We start from the raw sequence: 19,082 nt of genomic DNA, 5'->3' as shown, positions 1-19,082 counted from the left end.
TGTAATTTGATCGGAGGTGAGGGCACCACCTCGCAAAAAACGTGTGGGTTTTTGGGTAAACCCCCACAGAAGCCGTTACCCGCGGGGGCGCCCCGTCGGATCACGTCTTTGGCGCGGGTGCCAGTCCGGAACTTGGAACGGTCAGGCGGGTCGGGTGCCGAACAGGTAGAAGTTGCTGATGTCGATCACGAACGGAACTCCGAGGGCGGGGAAGCGCGCGATGATGGCTTGTTTGTAGGCCTCGCCGTCGTCACCGAGAAGCTCGCTGGCTACCCGCAAGTACTCGGCGTTCTCGGCGAGAACGGCCGGTCCTGCGGGCAGCCCGTGTCCGGGCAGGATCGTGTCGTAAGCCGGGTCGGCCGCCAGCGACTCCAGGATGACCTGCCAGCGGGCAATGTCGTCGTTCCCGACGAACAGGTGAGTGTGGTGGTACACGAGGTCCTGTGCCACCAGCACGCCGTGCTCGGGCAGCCGGATCAGCAGTTGGTCCGTGGTCTCACCGCCGGAGACGGCTTCGAAGACGAACGGAACACCGTCTATCACCTCAGTACCCGGGGTGATCAGGTCGGTGGGGGCCATCTCCGCTGCCGGGATCGGGACGCCGTTCAGGTCCTGCAGATCACCCCGCGCCGCCATCTGTTCACGCACGATCTCCAATGCGTGAATGGGCACGTTGAAGCGGCCTGCGCCCTGGAAGTGATCCGGGTGCGCATGGGTGACGATGAGCCGGTCCAGCGGTTTGCCGAGCCCCTTGGCGTATTCGACGACCTCGTCGGCGTCCGCGACGTTGACCTGGCCGTCCACCGCGATGAGCAGGCTCGGGGTCTCGATCAGCTGGGTGGTGACGTTCAGGCCGGTCTCGGGCGCCATGTAGCTGTGCACCCGTACGTTGCCCTTGTCGACGATGGTGATGGTGCCTCGCATTGCTCTGCTCCTTACTGAGGTTCCGTCGGTGATCCGTTGCGATCGGAGGTCATGAAGCGGCTGACCGACAGAGGCCTGATCCGAGGCGTCATCACAGGCGGGCAGACCGCTGGGGCAGGAGAGAATCGGGCAGTCGACGCATCCATGGACGCAGTGGTGATCGACAGCCCGTGGGGCTCGAAACGAACGCCCCCAGAAGAAGATCCGCCCATCTTCATTGGGCAGTGTCTTTCACTGGACGAGCGGTTGGATCGTGGGTCGGTGCACGTGGTCCCGGGGCAGGAGCGCTTCGCCGAGCATGCGCCAGTAGGGCATCGCGGACTTACCCGGCTCGATCCCGATGACCTGCACACCGACATGGTCCGCGCCGGCCTCGACGTGGGCATGGAGCTTGGTGACGATGGTGTCGAGGTCGCCCCAGAAGACGAGATCGTCGACGAGCCGGTCGCTGCCCCCGTTGGCGATGTCCTCCTCGGAGTAGCCGAGGCGGCGGAACTTCGCCAAGTTGAACGGGGTGTTGAGATAGGTGTGCAGGTGCTCGCGTGCGATCGCCCGGGCTTTGTCGGGGGCGGACTCGAAGAGCACGGCGTGCTCGACGCCGAGGAACGCGTCCGGCCCGAGGATCTGCCGCGCCTGCCGTGTGTGTGCCACGTTGACCTTGTACGTGTGCGCGCCGGAAGAGCGGTCACGAGCCATTTGGAGCATCTTCGGCCCGTACGCGGCCAGGACGCGGCGCATCGGCGCCTTCGGCGCCGGATTGGGGGTCGTCAGCGCATCGAGCTCGTCGAGGTACGCGTTCATCGCCGCCAGGGGCGTGGTTGTTGCCGGGGGTGAGCCACTGACCCCGAGCCCGAGCACGTGGCGGTCGGGGTAGGCGTCGGCCAGGAGCACGGCGGCGCCGTGGGTCCACCGGGCATCGCGCGACCAGATCCGCGCGATGCCGTTGACGATGTTGATCCGCTCGGTGCAGGCGAGCAGATAGCCGGCGTGCGTGAGCGCCTCGCGGCCGAACAGCTCCGGAATCCAGAACGCCCTCCAGCCCTGCTCCTCCAGCTCCTGGATCGACGCCCGCATCTGCGCGGCAGGCTGGAACTCGAAGTCGAAGGTCCAGACCCCGAATGTCCCAAGATCCCGGCCGTCAATGCTGCCCATCGAGTTCCTCCTGGCGCGCGTCGTCGTGTCGGCCCTTCGCCGCAGGCATTGGCTCCGCGTCCGCCAGGAACGCCAGCACGCGGGCTGCGAAGTCGTCGGGGCATTCGAGCTGCGGCATGTGACCGACACCAGTGAACAACTGGGTCTCGGCGTGCGGGAACACCCGGTGCGCGGTTTCGAGATTGGCCGCCGGCACGATGCGATCGCGGTCGCCCCAGATGACCAGGGTCGGGCGAGGATGCTTCGTGACGGCGGCGGCCAACTGTGCGCGCCATTCCGGCTTGATTCCGCGGACGGTGGCGAGCGCACGGGTGGTCTCGAGAACCACCGTGCCTGTATCCGGCTGGCCGGCGATGTCCATGGCGTGCTCGATCCGCGCCCCAGTCGCGAGCGTCCGGTCGGTGAAGATCAGGCGTTCGGCCATGCGCGCGCCGCCACGTGTGGTCCGTCGGGTCATGAGCTCGCCGAAGACGGGCAGGGCGAGCAGCCGCAGCGGAAGTGCGACCTTCGCGCCGAAGCCGGCGCTGTCGACCAGCACCAGGCTGGCGACCCGCCCCGGATCCAGGGCGAGCAGCTGCATGGCGACTGCGCCGCCGAGCGAGTTGCCGACCACGTGCAGCGGTCGCCGCTCGCCGAGGGTGTCGAGCGTCTCGAGAACGCCGCGTGCCAGGACCTCCAGCGTGGTGGGCTCGGGCACCCGGGCCGAGAACCCTGAGCCGGGAAGATCGAGCGCGATCACCCGGTGGGTGTCTGCCAGGCGGGCATACTGCGGAGCCCAGTCCTCGAGGCTGCGGCCGATCCCGTGCAGCAGCAGCAGTGGCGGGTTCGCCGGATCTCCCACGATACGAACCCGGGTCGGCCGGCCCTGGACAGCGATCATGGTGGGCGTGGTCGTACGGCCGGTGGCTGCGAGTCGACCACGGCCTGCGGTGAACTTCAGGGCGGGGTCCTCGATCGGGGCCTTGGTCAGCCGGTCGCGGTCGGGCGCGTAGCTCTGGTCAACCGTCCACGGGCCGTGCGAGCCCTGCTGCGGATACAGGTCCTTGGATCGACCGACCCAGCCGCTTTCCATGTCGAGGAACGGCCGTCGGGTCAGCGTCGGATCGTCTACGTGCGGGGTGACGGTGGCGTAGCCGTGGCTGTCCATGTGGACGAGCAGTCGGCACAGGTATTCGGCGACGAGGTCGACCTTGAGCGTCCACGAATAGTTGAGGTAGCCCATCGCGAACGCGAAGTTGGGCACGCCGCTCACCATCATCGTCTTGTAGACCATGCGGCTGGGGAGGTCGACCGGCTCACCGTCGACTTCCAGTGCGATCCCGCCGAACGGCAGGATGCTGAAGCCGGTCGCGGTGACGATGATGTCGGCGGCGAGCTCCTCGCCCGACGCGAGCAGGATCCCCCCCTCGGTGAACCGCACGATGCGATCAGTGACGACCGAGGCGTCGCCGCTCGAGATGGCCTTGAACATGTCGGCGTCCGGGACCACACAGAGCCGCTGGTCCCACGGGCCGTAGTGCGGATTGAAGTGAGTATCCACCTCGTACCCTTTGGGAAGCACCATGGTGTTCAGCCTGCGGATCACGCGGCGCATCTGCTTCGGGAAGCGTTGGCTGAGGTTGTACAGCAGCTTCATCCTGTTGATGTTGATCCTGCGGGTGATCCGGTACGCGACGGGGCTCGGCAACAGCCGGCGCAGCGAGTTCGCGATCGGGTCCTTGCGCGGGATGGGCATGATGTATCCCGGTGAGCGCTGCAGCATCGTGACGTGGCCGGCCTTCTCGGCCAGCGCCGGCAGGAGCGTCACGGCCGTGGCGCCACTGCCGATGATCACGACCTTCTTGCCGGTGTAGTCGAGGTCCTCCGGCCACAGCTGTGGGTGCACGATCTGACCGCGGAAGTCCTCGCGCCCCTCGAAGTGGGGCGTGTGCCCGCGGGCGTAGTCGTAGTAGCCGGCACCGGAGAACAGCACGCCGCAGGTGACGTCGAACTGCTCGCCGTCACTCGCGCGCTCCAGCGTGACGATCCAGCGCGCCTGGTCGGACGAGAAGTCTGCGCGGACGACCTTGTGCCCGAGGTGCAGGTGGCGAGCGAGGTCGTTCTCGGCGACCGTCTCGTGCAGGTAGTCGAGGATCTCGTCGCCGTTGGCGATCGCGTTGTCCCTGGTCCACGGCTTGAACTCGAAGCCGAAGGTGTGCAGGTCGGAGTCGGACCGGATGCCGGGGTAGCGGAAGAGGTCCCAGGTCCCGCCGATCGAGTCGCGACTGTCGACGATCGCGAAGGTCCGGTCCGGCTGCTTTCTCTTCAGGTGGCAGGCCATGCCGATGCCGGAGATGCCGGCGCCGACGACCAACACGTCGACATGCCCGAGCTTCGTGGTCGTCGCGGCGTCGGCGCTCATGCCAGTGTCTCCGTCTGTGTCGTCATCAGCGTCACGAGGTCCGGGACGACCGAGATGTCGGGAACCGCGAGGAAACCCGGGCGTTCGAAGGCCGGGTCGGGGTATTCGTAGTAACCCCTGCCGGTCTGCAGCCCCAGGAATCCGCGGTCGAGGAAGTGCGTCTTGATGTAGTCGGCGTTGGCGTTCATCTGCGCGTCGCCCCGCACACTCCCCCAGTAGGTGAGGACGTTGTGACACGTCTCCATGCCGATCATGTCGATCATGCCGAACGGCCCGACCTTGGCTCCTGTGAGGAGGTACGTGCGGTCCACGTCCTCGTGTGTGGCAACGCCGTTGGTCACCAGCGTCTGCGCGGCATTCAGCAGTGGGACGACCCAACTGTTGGCGACATAGCCGTTCTGCTCCTTGCGGAGGGCGATCGGCACCATCCCGATCTCCACGGCGAACTCCGTCACCGCAGTGAGCGTTTCTCGCGAGGTCCGGGCGTGCGGCATGACCTCGGTGTAGTTCATGGCCCAGATCATGTTGGCGAAGTGGAGTGCGCAGAACTTGTCCGGACGGCCGGTGGCCGATGCGAAGTCACTCGGCAGCAACGTCGAGGAGTTCGTCGCGATGAGCGTGTCCTTGGGGAGAAGCTCGGCCATCTCCTCGTAGACCGCGGTCTTCACCTGGGGGATCTCCGGCACCGCCTCGATCACCAGGTCGGCCTCCGCGACTGCGGCAGCCAGGTCGGTGCCGTAGGTCAAGCGCTGTCGCGTGGCGGTCATGTCCGCGTCGCTGGCACCGACCTCGGCACGGTAGATGGCGGCGTACTGATCGTGCGCGGCCCGGCAGCGGTCGATGGCGTCCTGCGCGATGTCGTATACCGCGACGGTCTTGCCCTTGAACGCGCTGTGCCAGGCGATCTGCCCACCCAGGACGCCTGCTCCCAGGACGGTGAGCTTCTCGAGAGACGACATGACTGGCAGTTCCTTTCGTCTGCTTTAGCCTCTGACCTCAACTGCCGCCAGCGTGCCAGCACGACGATCGCGAGTCCTTGACTTCACACGACGAATGGTTAACATCTCACGACAATGGCGAATCTTACGAGGGGCACCGCGCTGCTCGCGTTCGAGGACCTGGTATCGACCCTCGGTGGCGATGCCGGGGCACTGATGCGCGCACATGGCATCGACCCCGCAACGGCGGGGGACTACGAGCACTTCATCAGCTACACCGCGGCGGCATCTGTGATCGGTGCTGCGGCGCAGGAGCTGGACTGCCCGGATTTCGGCATGCGTCTGGCGCGCAGGCAGGACATCAAGATCCTGGGTCCGGTCGCGGTCATCATCCGCCACTCGGAGACCGTCGCTGACGCAATCGAGGGCGTCTCGCGATACCTGTACAACTGCGCACCCGCGGATGTCACCGAGCTCCGGCGCGGACCGCGAGCGGCGGCGTTCACCTTCGCCATCACCCTGCGGCAGCTCCCGCACCGCGATCAGATGGTGGAGAAGGCCCTCGGCGTGGCGATGGACGCTTTCCGCCTGATGGTCGGTGACGACTTCGTCCCGCTCAAGGTGACCATGCAGCACCGCCGTATCTCACCGCCCGAGACATATCAGGAGATGTTCGGTTGTCCCATCGAGTTCGGAAGCGACGTGAACTCGATTCATCTGCCGAACCATGTGCTGGCCAGGCCGATTCGTGGACGAGATGCCGCGGCGCTGACCCTGGCGGAGAACTACCTCGCTCAGGTCAGGCCCGACCGTGAGTTCGCCGACCATGTCCATGAGCTGATCCAACGGTTGCTGATGGTCAACCAGGCCAGCCTGACCGTCGTCGCCCACGAGATGGCCCTGCATCCGCGCGCCGTCCAGCGCACGCTCGCCCAGTCGGGCACGTCCTTCGAGAAGATCCTCGACGACGTGCGGCGCACCATGGCCTGGCAACTCGCCGCGACCGGGATGCAGGCATCGCAGATCGCGACCATGCTCGGCTATTCCGAGCAGAGCAGCTACTCCCGAGCCTGCCAGCGCTGGTACGGCGAGTCACCGAGCAAATTGGCCGCGCGCCGGCGGGACAGGACAACGACGGCCTAGACCTGGCCCAGACCGGTCAGCCTTCGGTGTACAGGACGATCTTGCCGATCGTCTCGCGCTCGGCGACCAACTCCAGTGCCATGGCTGCGTCGTGCATCGGGAGTTGATGACCGATGGTCACCTCAAGGGCTCGCTGGGACGCGAGCTCGAAGAGGCGGTCATTGAGCGCACGGACCTGCTCGGCGTTCTTGCCGATCCCCCAGCCGCCGAAGAAGACGCCGACCACGGACGCGTTCTTCAGCAGCATGAGGTTCGTCGCGACCTGCGGTATGCGACCGCTCGTGAAGCCCATCACGAGGAGGCGGCCGAGCGGTGCCACGCAGTGTGTGAGCTCGTCGAAGACGTCGCCTCCGATCACATCGAGGACGACGTCGGCGCCACGCCCTCCGGTGAGGCCCTTGACCGTGTCGCGCAGGCTCCCGTCGCTGTAGACAACGGCGTGGTGCGCCCCGGCTTGGAGGGCCAACCCGGCCTTCTCACGGCTGCTGACCGCGGCGATGACCGTGGCGCCAAGGCTCAGGCCGAGCTGCACCGCGGCTGCGCCGACCCCACCGGTGGCCCCGGTCACGACGAGCGTCTCGCCGGGCTGCAGGCCTCCTCGGACCGAGAGGGCGAAGTAGGCCGGGTTGTAGGTGAGACGGAAGGCCGCCCCTTGGTCGAACGCCATGTCGGCAGGCAGACGCACGAGCGTCGACCGCTCGGTGACGATCTCTTCGGCGAAGGCTCCGAAGTAGTTCAGGAACGAGACGCGCTCGCCGACCAGGAAGTCCGTGACGCTCTCGCCGACCTCGGTGACCACCCCGGCCCCGCACGCGCCCGGCACGTACGGGAGGTCGGGTTTGAGCTGGTAGAGGCCCCGGGCCATGAGGTTGTCCATGAATCCGACGCTCGCCGCGCGCACGGCCACCCGCACGTCCTCGGGCCCCAACTCGCGCTGTAGCCGGGAGAGCCACTGCAGGTCGCTCACCGGCCCGAAGGCCGAGCAGACCAGGCCCTGGTGTGTGATGGGCACGGTCAGCCCTTCGCCGGCACGGATGCGGGCGCAAGGCCGACGAGGGACCGGTACTCGGCGTGATCAGGGATGTCTCGTCCGAGAAGCCTGGCCAGGTCCTTGGCCGTCTCGAACATCTGCAGGTTCGACTGGACGAGGTCGTCGCGGTGCGGCCAGTTCCATATGGTGTCCTCCATGCCGACCCGCACGTGGAGGCCGAGGGCAGCCGCGGCGGTGACCAGGTACGTCGACGCGCGGCCGGCGGCACAGACGAGGATCGTCGCCTCGGGGTCGACCTCGCGTATCGCCGAGGAGAGGTGGAGCAGCCCCTCGAAGGCCTGCCTCGGGGTCGTCATCGGGCTGCATCCCGGAAGGGCCGGCAGCAGACACCAGTACGCACCGGACTGCATCAGGCCCGACTTGAAGAGCAACCGGTCCGCGTTGCTGATGTCGCCGTCCGTGTAACAGGCGATGATCGGCTTGGCGCCGCTCTCCAGGATCAATCGCGCCTTCTCGAGGATGACCGGGATCGGCTTCGCGAACAGCGCGTCGCCGACATAGGTCGCCGCCGTGTTGAGCGGTACCGCGTCGAGGAGCCCCGTTGCGAGGACCTCCTTCATCTGTTCCCACTCGCCGTCCAGTGCCGCCACGAGACATCCGTCGACGGCGAGGTCCGGGAACTCCTTCTTCAGCGGAACGATCACCTCGCGGAACCGGTCGGCACTCAGCGTGTTGTAGCCCTTGTCATCGCGAACGTGGATGTGCACGGTGCTCGCACCTGCTGCGGCGACAGCGCGAGCCTCCTCGTAGATCTCCTGCGGGGTGATCGGCTGGTTCGGGTTCTGCTCGTGCTGGAAGAAGGCTCCGGTGATCGCGACCGACACCGCCATCTGGCGGGGCACGTCCCAGCGGGGTGAGACCTCACCCTCGAAGAAGCTGGAGCGGTTCGGGTCGCTCACGGTCGGCAACCCGTAGGGGCGCCAGATCATGCGGTGGTTCTCTCGCTCAAGGCCTCGCTGGACGCGGTCCCAGTTGACGGTGTTCATGGTGGTCCTCCTCGGGTGACGTGCCGCTGTCGACGGCTGGGTGGTGGTAGCGGTGGTGGTGAGAGTGGTCGTATCCATCCAGGCGCGAAGCGCCTGTGTCGCCGTGGTTCCTGTCGCCGATGCGATGGAGGCGCGCACCTCGTTGCGCACCGTTCGGCGATCGAGCTTCCCGGTCGTCGTGCGTGGCAGGTTCGGGCCGGCGCCTGTCCAGAACGGGCGGAACGGGCGGCCCATGTCGCCCTCGATGGCCGCACTGACCTGCCGCGCCAGGACATCGGTGTCCGCTCCCGGTGCGGACTCGACGACCACGATCAGGACGCTGTGCCCGTCAACGGTCGCGTCGACGGCAACGCATGCGGACGTCCCATCGGTGGCAAGGGCCACGTCCTCGATCTCGCTCGGGCCGACGCGGCGGCCGGCGATCTTCAGGACCTCGTCCGCCCGGCCCTTCACGAACCATCCCGTTGATGTCCGCATGGCCAGGTCCTCCTGCGACCACACGCCGCCGCCGAACCGGCGGAAGTACCCGTCGAGACCGTACGGCGTGTTGAAGACTTCGATCGCTCGTCCTGGCCAGCTGTTGCGGGCGACGAGCACTCCCAGGGAGTCGCTCACCGATCTGCCGAGGTCGTCTACGACGTCCGCGTCCACGCCGAGCGCCGGGCCACCGAAGCCGGTCTTCGGAGGAACGTCGTAGGGAAGAGTGGCCAGCAGACACGTCCCGACTTCGGTCCCGCCGCAGAGGTTGATGATCGACGGGCGGTTGCCGGACAGGCTCCGCTCCACCGCCGCCCATGCCTCGGAGCTGAACGGCTCCCCGGCCGCCGCGATGATCCGCGGGCGGAGCCCGTACGCCTCGGGGCCGTGAGCGACCGAGGCCAGGAAGCTGGGCGATCCGCCGAGGACCGTCACATCGGAGAAGTCCGCGTGCCTGGTGATGGTGGCTGCCGGATTCCCGTCGAGCAGCGTCAACTCGGCGCCGCCGGCCAGTGCACCGAGCAGGGTGAAGGAGCCGACGACCCAGCCGGGATCGGCGGGCCAGAGCACACGATCGCCCTCCCTCAGATCGAGGTGCAGCCGCCACTCGGAGGCAAGCTGGTGGGCGTATCCCGCGTGGGAGAGGACGACGCCCTTGGGGAGCCCGGTCGACCCGGAGGTGAACAGGACGATCGCGGGCGCGCCCGACGGCAGGGCCGCCGGTGCCCACGGAGTCCTGCTCGTGGTCAGCTCAGCGACATCCCAGGCCGCGGGGTCACCCGGCTGCGTCGTCCCTCGGGTGTTGAGCGTGATCACTCCGAGCCGGGGCAGGGTGCCCACGGCGGCACGAACCGGCGCTGCGATGTCGTACTCGGTGCCTTTGCGCCACGTTGTGCCCTGGACGAGGATCAGATCGGGCGCGCCTGCCTCGACCCTGTCGCGCAGGGCGCCCGCGCCGTATCCCGAGAAGAGCGGCAGGCAGGACGCGCCCGCGGCGAGGATGCCGAGGATGGCTGCCGAGCCGCACCAGTGCGGTGCGGCGACCAGGCCGACCCTGCTGCCGGGCCCGATGCCCAGTGCCCGAAGGCGGTGGCAGATCTCCGCTGCGGCGGCCCGAAGCTCTGCCCGCGTCAGCCGAAGGGCCGCGCCGTCTTCGCTCAGCCAACGCAGAGCCGGCAGCCTCTCGGGGTGGGACTCGCTGAGCGCCCACGCGGCGATGTTCGTCCGACCGCCGGGGAACCAGGACTCCGGGCCCGTCGGGACGGTCCCACGAACGCTCTCGTAGGGCGTGGTCCACTGCGGCCCGTACAGGCGCGACACCGCGGCCCAGAACTCGTCCGGCTGGGAGACCGACCAGTCGCGCATCTCGTCGAGCGGCACACCGACCTCGGCGGCGAGGCGTGCGACGTTCGTGCTCACGACTGGTCCTCTTCGGGAGCCCACAAGCCGGGGAGGCGGGACCAGAGGTCCGGCGGGGGACGGCGGACACTGAGAACGGCGGCGCGCCACGCCTCGTACATTCCGGGCGAGAGTTCGGCGACCCATCCGGTGTGTGCGCGGAGGCCGGCGTCGAGATCCTCGCTCTTCTCAAGCTGTCTGAGCAGACCCGAGGAGAGCGCCTCCTCAGCGGTGAACCCCGCCGAAAGGCCGCGCCAGAGGAACTCGGGACCACTTCGTTCGAGGCTCGACCCCGTGGGCATGATCCCGAACTTCCATTCGGGCCAGTGGAACGTGGCCCGTTCGCTGCCGATGACCCAGTCACAGTGAGTGACGATGTCCGCGGCGTACCCGTAGACGGGACCGTCGACGACGGCCAGCGTCGGCACAGGACAGGTGGCGAAGGCTTGCAGAAGCTGAAGCGATTCGAGCTGGAGCTGTCCGAGTGCCTGGGCTCCGCCCGCCGCCTTCCTGGCCTCGATCATCTTCATGTCGTTGCCGGCACTGAACACCGGTCCACGAGCGCGGAACACCAGCACGCGGCTCGGCGGTTCCGGTTGGGTACGCACAAGCGCGAGAAGCGCGTTGCGCATGTCGTCGTCGATGGCGTTGCGGCGCTCTTCGCGGTCCAGGGTGACCACGAGCGCGCCCTCGAGAAGTTCGCAGTCCAATGATGACAATGGCCCGGCCTTTCAGAAGACGCCGACCAGTCGGTATGTCCGGTACGGGTGTGACTTCGGCTCCACGATCGTGACACTTCGGCGCCCCACGGGCTTGGCTTCAGGCGACCAATTCTTGACATCAGACGACTACGGGCCGTTCGTACCGGAGACTTGGGGCTGGTGGAAGACCGTGGCGGCCGGCCGCGTCACGGGCGCAGTCGAGGCGACGCCATGTGCGGTCCCTGCGCGGGCGATCGGGGACTGACCCGTTCGCGGTCCCCGACGTCCGCCACGCCGCGGGACCGACCGGGTACGGCCTCACATCACCGCGATCACGACCGCGCCCCCCGCATCGAACGGGTACGTCTGGTCGACGACGGGCCGGAGGACTCCTGCGATCTCATCGAGCCGAGCGCTGTTGGCGCCAGTCGGCCCTCTGGACAAAACTATACCCGAAAGTATAGTTATCGGTGATCGCATCACGATCGGAGGCGCAATGCCAGTCACGGCGCATGACCCGGAAGTGATCAAGGGGCTCGACGCGCGTTTCCAGGAACGCCGCGGTCAGGTTCCCGTCCTGGCCCGGCGGGCCGAGGCGGAGGGGATCACGACGATCCGCTCGCCTGAGGACATGCTTCCGCTGCTCTTCCCTCACATGACGTACAAGAGCTACCCAGAGTCACTGATCGTGAAGGGGCACTGGGCCCAGATGAACCGATGGCTCGACTCACTGTCGACTCACCGGGTCGGCGACGTCGATGTGTCCGGTGTCGAGGACGTCGACGGATGGATCGAGCGGCTGGAGGCGTCGGGGCATCTCGTGGCGAGTTCGAGTGGCACCAGCGGCAAGGGCTCGTTCCTCAACAAGACCCGCGCGGATCGCAAGGCCTCACTGGGGGACTTGATCTGCTGTCTTCGCGCGCTCGGTCTGCCCCCGGATCCGTCGTGGCACGTCCTGCCCATCGGACCGGACACGCGAATCAGCCAGCACGTCGCCGTCCGTGACCTGCTCATCTCCTCCTACGGCCGACCGGACGCGATTGCGTTCCCTCGCGGCAACGCGCCGGCCGGACCGTACGGCTACATGGCCCGCCTCGCCGCGATGCGCCGCGCGATGGCCGAGGGCGCGGCCGCTCCCGATGAGGTCGCGGCATTCGAGGCGGAGTCGGCGGGTCGTCAGGCCGAGACCGAGCGGCGCCTTCGCCACTTTGCCGAGCAGCTGCTCATGCGACGCTCCGAACGCGTCTTCTTCAACGCGACCCTCCCGTTGCTGTATCGGCTGTGCGAGATCCTCAGGGAACTCGGCGCGTCCGATGGGGACCTCACCGGCCGGAACGCGCTGATGGCCGGCGGCGGGCTGAAGGGTATGCGCCTGCCGCCCGACTACCGGGAGCAGATTTTCCGACTGCTGAACATCGAGCCGAGCCGGTTCCTGCATTACTACTCCATGCAGGAGTTGAACGTCCGGCTCGCCAAGTGCCCCGCGGGTCGTTACCACGTACCTCCAGAACTCACACTCTTCGTGCTCGACAAGGAGGGCGAGTCTCTCGCGCCTGTCTCGGATGGCCAGGTCGAGGGCCGGGCCGCCTTCTTCGACATGACGGTCGACGGGCGGTGGGGCGGAACGATCTCCGGCGACAAGATCATTGCCGACCTCGGAGTCTGTCCCTGCGGCCGGCCCGGATCGACCGTCTTCGACGAGATCACCCGCTACTCCGATCTCCCTGACGGGGACAAGATCACGTGCGCGGGCACCATGGACGCCTATGTACGCGGTTTCATCGAGGACTGAGAGGGGTGGCCATGAACACCACAGCGCCCGTCTCCTCGAAGATCCGGGTACCGCACTTCGTACAGGGCCGCCTGATCTGGGGTGAGGACACCGAGTACCTCTCACGTGACTTCAACGTGCCGTTTGTCACGCCGAAGCTCGAACTCAACGGGCTCTTCGAGCCGCGCACCCGGCCCGGACCGGCCTTCGACGTCCCGGTCGCCGAGATCATCGACTACCTCGTCGAGATCGGTGAGCACCTCACCCTTGAGAAGAACTCCCACCTCCAGGAATCGCTTGAGATGACCCTGAGGGTGAGTGCTCTGCCACGTCGCATCATCGAGAACACCTTCCGCCGACCGGGGCAGTTCCTCACCCGCGAGGCCCTCGAATACCGCATCGAGCGCACCTTCGGTGGCCCCGACGTCCTGGACGGCTGGGTCGAACACACGGACCCGAACGGCCGGGTCAGCCGGGTCCGTGCCTTTCCCCCACGGCTGGTCCACATGCTTGCCGGGAACTCCCCGAGCGCGGCCATGACCTCGATCGCCGACGCCGCACTCGTCAAGGGTGTGAACGTCTTCAAGATGCCTTCCGCCGATCCGTTCACCACCGTCGCCGTACTGCGCACCATGGCCGATATCGACCCCGATCACCCCGTGCTCCGCTCGATGTCCGCGGTGTACTGGCGCGGCGGCGACGCCCGGGTCGAAGGCGTCCTGTACCGCTCCCAGTACTTCGACAAACTGGTCGCCTGGGGCGGCGGCCCGGCCATTGAGAACGCCGCGAAGTACGCCGGTCCCGGCTTCCAGCTGATCTCCTTCGATCCGAAGGTCTCGATGGCCGTCATCGGCAGAGAGGCCTTCGCCTCCGAGCAGACTCTGCGCGAGGTGGCCGACCTGGCGGCGGCGGACGCGACCGTCTTCAACCAGGACGCTTGTGTTGCCGCTCGCCACATCTGTGTCGAAGGCACGACCGAGCAGGCCGACCGATTCTGCGCCCTGCTGTGCGAACGGCTCGGTGTCGAACGCGACTTCGCCTCCGCCGCGGGTCCGAAGACGCCCCGGGACATCCGCGAGACGGTCGACGGCCTGCGCTTCCTCGATCCCGAGTACCGGGTCTGGGGCGGTTACGACGGCCGGGGGCTGGTGGTGCGCTCGCCCGAGCCGGTGGACTTCCATCCGGAGAACAAGACCGTCAACGTCATCCCCATCGGCTCCGTCCTGGACGCTGCGGCCTTCGCGACCGTGGCCACCCAGACCGTGGGCGTCTACCCGGGGGATCGCAAGACTGAACTGCGGGACCCGATGGCGACCGCGGGAGTGCAGCGGCTGGTGAAGCTCGGCAGCGCCCTCACCGGCAGCATCGGCAACCCGCACGACGGTATGTACCCGCTGCACAGGTTCGTCAACTGGGTGGCTGACGACGATGCCTGAAGCCATGAGGACGCGCCTGTTGGGCCGGTCCGGGCTGCGCGTCAGCGAGCTCTGCCTGGGGACGATGACGTTCGGTACCGAATGGGGATTCGGTACCGAGGAGGACACCTGCCGCGAGATCTACACGGCCTTCCGTGAGGCGGACGGCAATTTTCTGGACACCGCCAACGTCTACAACGACGGCACGAGCGAGGAAATCGTCGGACGCCTGATCTCTGCCGAACGCGACGCCATCGTGCTCGGCACGAAGTTCACTCTGCCGACCGGCAGATCCGATCCGAACTCCGGCGGCAGCCACCGTAAGAGCCTGCGGCACAGCGTAGAGGCCAGCCTGCGCCGCCTGCGCACCGACTACGTAGATCTGCTGTGGGTTCACGCGTGGGACGAGTGCACCCCTACCGAGGAGACGCTGCGGGCACTCGACGATCTCGTCGGTTCCGGCAAGGTCCTGGCCATCGGCGTCAGCAACACCCCCGCCTGGGTCGTCGCCCGCTCCCAGGCCATTGCCGAACTGCGTGGCTGGACCGCCTACTGCGGCATGCAGATCGAGTACTCCCTCGCCGCCCGGTCCCCGGACCGCGAACTTCTTCCGATGGCCAGAGCCCTCGGCCTCACGGTGACGGCCTGGAGCCCTCTGGCCCGAGGGCTCCTGACCGGCAAGGGAGCAGGCCCACGGCTCTCCAGCTCCCGGCGACAGGCAGTGGACGCCGTCAGGGAGACCGCTGCCGAGACCGGGGCCACGCCCGCGCGTGTCGCCCTCGCCTGGCTCCTGCGGCAGGGCCTTGTCCCAGTACTGGGAGCACGTACTCTCAAGCAGGCCCACGACAACCTCGGCGCACGGAGTCTGCGACTCGACGACGTCCAGATGGAACGCCTCGACGCCGCCACACGCGTCAGGCACGATTACCCCCAGGAATTCCTGCACGACCGCCGCAGTGTCCTGTCTCCCGCAGCGCTTGGGGAGAGATCCGTGGGGTCTGTTCCCGCAGGAGACGAGTGAACGGAGCGCACCGGCGGATTCGCCCCCGGCCACCGCCCGTTGTGCGCCGTGTCCCGGCTCGTGATCGTCATCGGTGCGATCCGCCCGAACTCGCCTGTCGGCCCAGGGGCATTTCACGGTGGCTGCGAAGGCGGCCGGTGCCGGTCGGCACAGCCAGCCGACCGGTCTGATCATCGCGTTTCTCTGCCGACTGATCGTGAGCCGGTGTTCCAGGTCTGGCAGACTGAGATCATGTCTGGTACAGGTACCCGGCCGCGTTCCCCTCGCGGCGGCCGCCCCACCCGGGGCCAGGCGGCCCAACTCGAACAGGACATCCGCGCGCACGCGCTGGCGGTGTTCCTGGAACAGGGTTATGAAGCAACCAAGATGGATGCCATCGCGAGCGCGGCCGGGACCACCAAAGCAACGCTGTACGCCCGGTTCTCCAGTAAGGAGGCGCTCTTCCAGGAGGTGGTCCAGTGGGCGATCGTGCAGCCGGACTGGCCCATTCGGGAATCGGAGCCGCCGGACCTGGACGACCTTGAAGTCGCGCTGCGTGCTGTCGCGCAGGCTGCGGTCCGCCGTGCGCTGCACCCGTCGATGGTGAAGTTGGCGCGCATCGCCATCGCCAAGGCCGACCGCTTCCCCGACCTCGCCCGTCAGACATACGCCGCACCAACCTTTCCGAGGAGGCGATTCGTCGTACAACTGCTTGAGCGGCACGCGGCCACCGGGGCGATCGCCCTTCCTGGTGACACCGCGATGCTCGCCGAGCTGTTCCTCGGGCTCGTCGCGAGCGTGCCGGCCCGGCTCGCGTCGCTCGGCATCCTGCGAGAGCCAGAGGTGCAGGAGGAACACACCGAACTCGCCGTGCAAGTCTTCCTGCGCAGCCTTCATCGCTGCTGACCGCCGGACATGTTCGCCGAAGGTCTTGTCTCGGCAGCGAGAGGCTCGCCCGTGAGCCAGAACGGCGCGCTCAGCTGGGACCCCGATGATGCTCATTTCGCGCCTGATCCGTGGCCGACCTACCAGCGCATGCGAGAGTGACCTTCACCGCAAGATCCTCGCGGGCGTGTTTACCCCGCGCGGCATCAGCACACTCGAATCGCGGGTGCGGCACCCTCCCCGGGCCGGGTAGTTCATACCGCAGGTAGCGTCCTGGCCTCGAACCCCGATGACGTGCTCGGCATGAGGCATGCTCACTTGGTGGTGACGGTGACGGAGATTTCGGCCGGCTCGCACCCCGAGGCACTGGCGGTGAGACGGATCTGGCCTGCCCCGGTCGGGCGCAGGACGGCCAGGACGCGGCCCTGGTAGGTGTGGCGCTGCTTGGCGTCGAAGCGTTCCTCGGTCGAGGGGTCAGCACTTCCGAACCCGAGCAGAGCGCCCTGCCCGGTGACCTCGACACTCACCAGCCGGTCGGCCCCTGTGTGCAGGGTCCCGTCGGAGTCCGTCAAGGTCAGGGTGACGTACACGAGGTCGCCGCCCGCTGTCGTGATCACCGGCCGGTCGGCCTCGGCATGCAGCAGGACCGGGCCGGTGGCCGACCGCAGGATGCTGCGGCCGGTCTCTGTGCCGTCACGGTAGGCGATCGCCAGGAGCTCGCCCGGCTCGTGGAGGGTGTCGAAGGCGGTGCGGAAACGGTGGTGCTCGCCAACGGGCCGGCGCCCCAGGAAGCGGTTGTTGACGAAGAGCCCCACCTCGTCGGCGTCGCTGTAGACCTCGACGACGACGGGCGAGCCTTCGAAGCCGGGCCAGGTCCAGCTGGAGACGGTGTCGCTCCAGGCCCAGGGAGCTGACCCCCTGGCCTGCCCGTAATGTTCGGGCCGCTGGACGGCCAGGTACGGCTGGGTGCGGAGACCGAAGACGATCTCGCGGTAGTAGGAGGCGGGCCGGCGGTGTCCAGTGATGTCGATGTCACCGCAGCCGGCCACCAGGTAGGGATAGGGAGCGGAGAAGGCGGGGCGTGGGTTGTCCGGAGTGAGGTACTGCGGCCGGCCGATGCCGACCTCACCCAAGTAGTCCCAGCCGGTCCAGGCGAAGTCGCCGATGACGTGCCTGTACTGCTTGACCAGGTTCCAGTTGCCGTCGATGTGAGTGGTGAAGGACTCGGTGCCCAGGATGATCCGGTTGGGGAACAGCTCCCGGTCCGCGGCGTAGCGGGACTCCATGTAGTTCATGCCGGCCACGTCCAGGACCGCGAAGGACTCGGTGGTGCGCCGGCTCACCAGCTCGGAGGCACCGATCGCGTTCATGCCCGCCGCCGGGTCGGCCATCATGGTGTTGATGCCCGCGCCCTCGTCGGCCGTCTGCTGCTTCCTGGCAGCCAGGTCGGCCATCACGGCCAGCATGCCGTTGATGCCGTTGGTGACGTATCGGGTGCCGTCCAGCGAGCGGACCTTGTCGGCGAGCTTCCGACCCCACGCGGCTCCCGACGAGGACCCGACCTCGGGGATCTCGTTGCCGATCGAGTAGAGGATCACGCTGGGGTGGTTGAAGTCCTTGGCGACCATCGCCTCGATGTCGCGCTCCCACCACTCGGGGAAGCTGAGGCTGTAGTCGAACTCGCTCTTGCCCGAGGTCCACATGTCGAATGCCTCGTCCACGACGAGCATGCCGAGTCGGTCGCAGGCGTCCAGCATCACCTTGCTCATCGGGTTGTGGGACATCCGGATCGCATTGAACCCGGCGTCCTTCAGGATCTGCACCCGCCGCTCCTCGGCGCGGGCGAACGTCGCCGCGCCCAGGACACCGTTGTCGTGGTGGACGCACGCTCCACGCAGTTTCACGCTCTCGCCGTTGATCCGCAGGCCGCGGTGGGGGTCCAACTGCAGCGAGCGAATGCCGAAGGTGACGTTGTCAGCGTCCACCTGGCCATCCCCGTCGCTCAGGACAACGTTCGCGCTGTGGAGAGCGGGTGTATCCGGGCTCCACAACAACGGATCCTGCACGTAGAGACGCTGACGCACCGTTGCCGGCTCGCCGGGCAGCACCGTGATCCTGGAGATGTCGGTGGCGGCCACGGTCCCAGATCCGTCGCGGACCTCGGTGGTGACGTCGAGGGTTCGGATCGAGATCGAGTCGTTCTCGACCCTGGTCCTCACCTCCACAACTGCCTGCTCGGCGTCGATGTCGGGAGTGGTGACGCGGATGCCTTCGGGGGCGATTCGTACCAGGTCACCGACCAGCATCCAGGTGTCACGGTAGATACCCGCGCCGGTGTACCAGCGCGAGTCGCGGTGACTGCGGGCCTCGACCTTGATCTCGTTGTCCTGGCCGAAGCGCAGGAATCGGTCGGCGTCGATGTGGAACTGGGAGTAGCCGAAGGGGCGTTGCCCGGCGTAGTCACCGTTGATGTGCACGGTCGCATCGCGGTACACGCCCTCGAACTCAAGGATGATCCGCTTGCCCCGGTGTTCCTCTGCGACGTAGAAGGTCTTGCGGTACTCGAAGGTCCCGCCGGGGAAGTAGGCCCCCGCCCCGCCTTCCATCCCGATCTCGCCCATCGGCGCGACCCGCTCCCGTTCGATCATCGCGTCGTGCGGCACGGTCGCCGGTTGGAACGGGGCCGTGGTGCCGCCCAGTTCGGCGAAGGGGTTCACCTTGGGCCGGGTCTGCCAGCCGTCGTTGAAAGAAATGCGGAGCACGAGTCCCTCTTCGTTCGTATCCGTTGTACAAGGTCTGCGGTCGCCCGCATTTCCGGGCCGGCCTCGCGGCACCGAGGC

General features: G+C 67.4%; 13 protein-coding genes. 5 read left to right on the top strand and 8 right to left on the bottom strand.

The genetic code is table 11. The features are described 5' to 3' along the window. Nucleotides 1-141 precede the first annotated feature (141 nt). The 4 genes from ACFWPQ_RS50550 to ACFWPQ_RS50535 all read right to left on the bottom strand — a co-directional run bounded on the left by ACFWPQ_RS50550 (nt 142) and on the right by ACFWPQ_RS50535 (nt 5,436). Nucleotides 142-924, bottom strand: coding sequence for an MBL fold metallo-hydrolase (locus tag ACFWPQ_RS50550; protein WP_384051731.1), 783 nt, complete (start codon nt 922-924; stop codon nt 142-144). 231 nt (nt 925-1,155) lie between these two features. Continuing rightward, nucleotides 1,156-2,076 (bottom strand): TIGR03620 family F420-dependent LLM class oxidoreductase, encoded by a 921-nt coding sequence (locus tag ACFWPQ_RS50545; RefSeq protein WP_384051728.1) that lies wholly within the window; start codon nt 2,074-2,076, stop codon nt 1,156-1,158. After that, nucleotides 2,063-4,477, bottom strand: a complete 2,415-nt coding sequence (locus ACFWPQ_RS50540) for an alpha/beta fold hydrolase (protein ID WP_384051725.1) — start codon at nt 4,475-4,477, stop codon at nt 2,063-2,065. Before ACFWPQ_RS50540 ends, ACFWPQ_RS50545 begins: the two co-directional genes overlap by 14 nt. Next, nucleotides 4,474-5,436, bottom strand: coding sequence for a 3-hydroxyacyl-CoA dehydrogenase (locus ACFWPQ_RS50535; RefSeq protein ID WP_383720950.1), 963 nt, complete (start codon nt 5,434-5,436; stop codon nt 4,474-4,476). The genes ACFWPQ_RS50540 and ACFWPQ_RS50535 overlap by 4 nt, the downstream gene beginning before the upstream one ends. A 114-nt stretch (nt 5,437-5,550) precedes the next feature. Between ACFWPQ_RS50535 and ACFWPQ_RS50530 the strand changes: the two genes are divergently transcribed. Next, nucleotides 5,551-6,558, top strand: a complete 1,008-nt coding sequence (locus ACFWPQ_RS50530) for an AraC family transcriptional regulator (protein ID WP_383720953.1) — start codon at nt 5,551-5,553, stop codon at nt 6,556-6,558. Nucleotides 6,559-6,574: 16 nt separating this feature from the next. Here ACFWPQ_RS50530 and ACFWPQ_RS50525 read toward each other — a convergent pair whose 3' ends face one another. From ACFWPQ_RS50525 to ACFWPQ_RS50515, 3 genes are read right to left on the bottom strand one after another with little or no spacing between them, the layout of a single operon-like run. Beyond that, nucleotides 6,575-7,570: an NADPH:quinone oxidoreductase family protein gene (locus tag ACFWPQ_RS50525; protein WP_383720956.1), complete on the bottom strand. Its 996-nt coding sequence runs from the start codon at nt 7,568-7,570 to the stop codon at nt 6,575-6,577. A gap of 2 nt (nt 7,571-7,572) precedes the next feature. Beyond that, nucleotides 7,573-10,491 (bottom strand): AMP-binding protein, encoded by a 2,919-nt coding sequence (locus ACFWPQ_RS50520; RefSeq protein ID WP_384051723.1) that lies wholly within the window; start codon nt 10,489-10,491, stop codon nt 7,573-7,575. After that, complete coding sequence (locus tag ACFWPQ_RS50515; RefSeq protein ID WP_383720961.1) at nt 10,488-11,150, bottom strand: enoyl-CoA hydratase/isomerase family protein; 663 nt, start codon at nt 11,148-11,150, stop codon at nt 10,488-10,490. Before ACFWPQ_RS50515 ends, ACFWPQ_RS50520 begins: the two co-directional genes overlap by 4 nt. 517 nt (nt 11,151-11,667) lie before the next feature. On the opposite strand from ACFWPQ_RS50515, the gene ACFWPQ_RS50510 reads away from it, so the two are divergent. The 4 genes from ACFWPQ_RS50510 to ACFWPQ_RS50495 all read left to right on the top strand — a co-directional run bounded on the left by ACFWPQ_RS50510 (nt 11,668) and on the right by ACFWPQ_RS50495 (nt 16,263). Next, complete coding sequence (locus tag ACFWPQ_RS50510; protein WP_383720963.1) at nt 11,668-12,963, top strand: hypothetical protein; 1,296 nt, start codon at nt 11,668-11,670, stop codon at nt 12,961-12,963. Between the two features lie 11 nt (nt 12,964-12,974). Continuing rightward, entirely contained in the window at nt 12,975-14,378 is a 1,404-nt protein-coding gene (locus tag ACFWPQ_RS50505; protein WP_383720966.1) for an acyl-CoA reductase, read from the top strand. A gap of 4 nt (nt 14,379-14,382) precedes the next feature. Then, entirely contained in the window at nt 14,383-15,378 is a 996-nt protein-coding gene (locus ACFWPQ_RS50500) for an aldo/keto reductase (RefSeq protein ID WP_383720969.1), read from the top strand. Nucleotides 15,379-15,582: 204 nt separating this feature from the next. Next, a complete protein-coding gene (locus ACFWPQ_RS50495; RefSeq protein WP_384051720.1) occupies nt 15,583-16,263 on the top strand; it encodes a TetR/AcrR family transcriptional regulator in 681 nt (226 codons plus the stop codon). 293 nt (nt 16,264-16,556) lie between these two features. Here the strand turns inward: ACFWPQ_RS50495 and ACFWPQ_RS50490 are convergent, their stop codons facing one another. Continuing rightward, nucleotides 16,557-19,004: a glycoside hydrolase family 2 TIM barrel-domain containing protein gene (locus ACFWPQ_RS50490; protein WP_384051718.1), complete on the bottom strand. Its 2,448-nt coding sequence runs from the start codon at nt 19,002-19,004 to the stop codon at nt 16,557-16,559. Nucleotides 19,005-19,082 lie beyond the last annotated feature (78 nt).

It is taken from the genome of Streptomyces sp. NPDC058464 (assembly GCF_042721035.1).
Lineage (GTDB): Bacteria > Actinomycetota > Actinomycetes > Streptomycetales > Streptomycetaceae > Streptomyces.
The sequence above is the reverse complement of the archived record's forward strand: the minus strand, read 5'-3'. Positions and strand labels throughout refer to the sequence as shown.

Bases quoted from the DNA above. Each gene is read 5' to 3' on its own strand.
- ACFWPQ_RS50550 (WP_384051731.1), bottom strand. From the start codon at position 924: ATGCGAGGCACCATCACCATCGTCGACAAGGGCAACGTACGGGTGCAC.
- ACFWPQ_RS50545 (WP_384051728.1), bottom strand. From the start codon at position 2,076: ATGGGCAGCATTGACGGCCGGGATCTTGGGACATTCGGGGTCTGGACC.
- ACFWPQ_RS50540 (WP_384051725.1), bottom strand. From the start codon at position 4,477: ATGAGCGCCGACGCCGCGACGACCACGAAGCTCGGGCATGTCGACGTG.
- ACFWPQ_RS50535 (WP_383720950.1), bottom strand. From the start codon at position 5,436: ATGTCGTCTCTCGAGAAGCTCACCGTCCTGGGAGCAGGCGTCCTGGGT.
- ACFWPQ_RS50530 (WP_383720953.1), top strand. From the start codon at position 5,551: ATGGCGAATCTTACGAGGGGCACCGCGCTGCTCGCGTTCGAGGACCTG.
- ACFWPQ_RS50510 (WP_383720963.1), top strand. From the start codon at position 11,668: ATGCCAGTCACGGCGCATGACCCGGAAGTGATCAAGGGGCTCGACGCG.
- ACFWPQ_RS50505 (WP_383720966.1), top strand. From the start codon at position 12,975: ATGAACACCACAGCGCCCGTCTCCTCGAAGATCCGGGTACCGCACTTC.
- ACFWPQ_RS50500 (WP_383720969.1), top strand. From the start codon at position 14,383: ATGAGGACGCGCCTGTTGGGCCGGTCCGGGCTGCGCGTCAGCGAGCTC.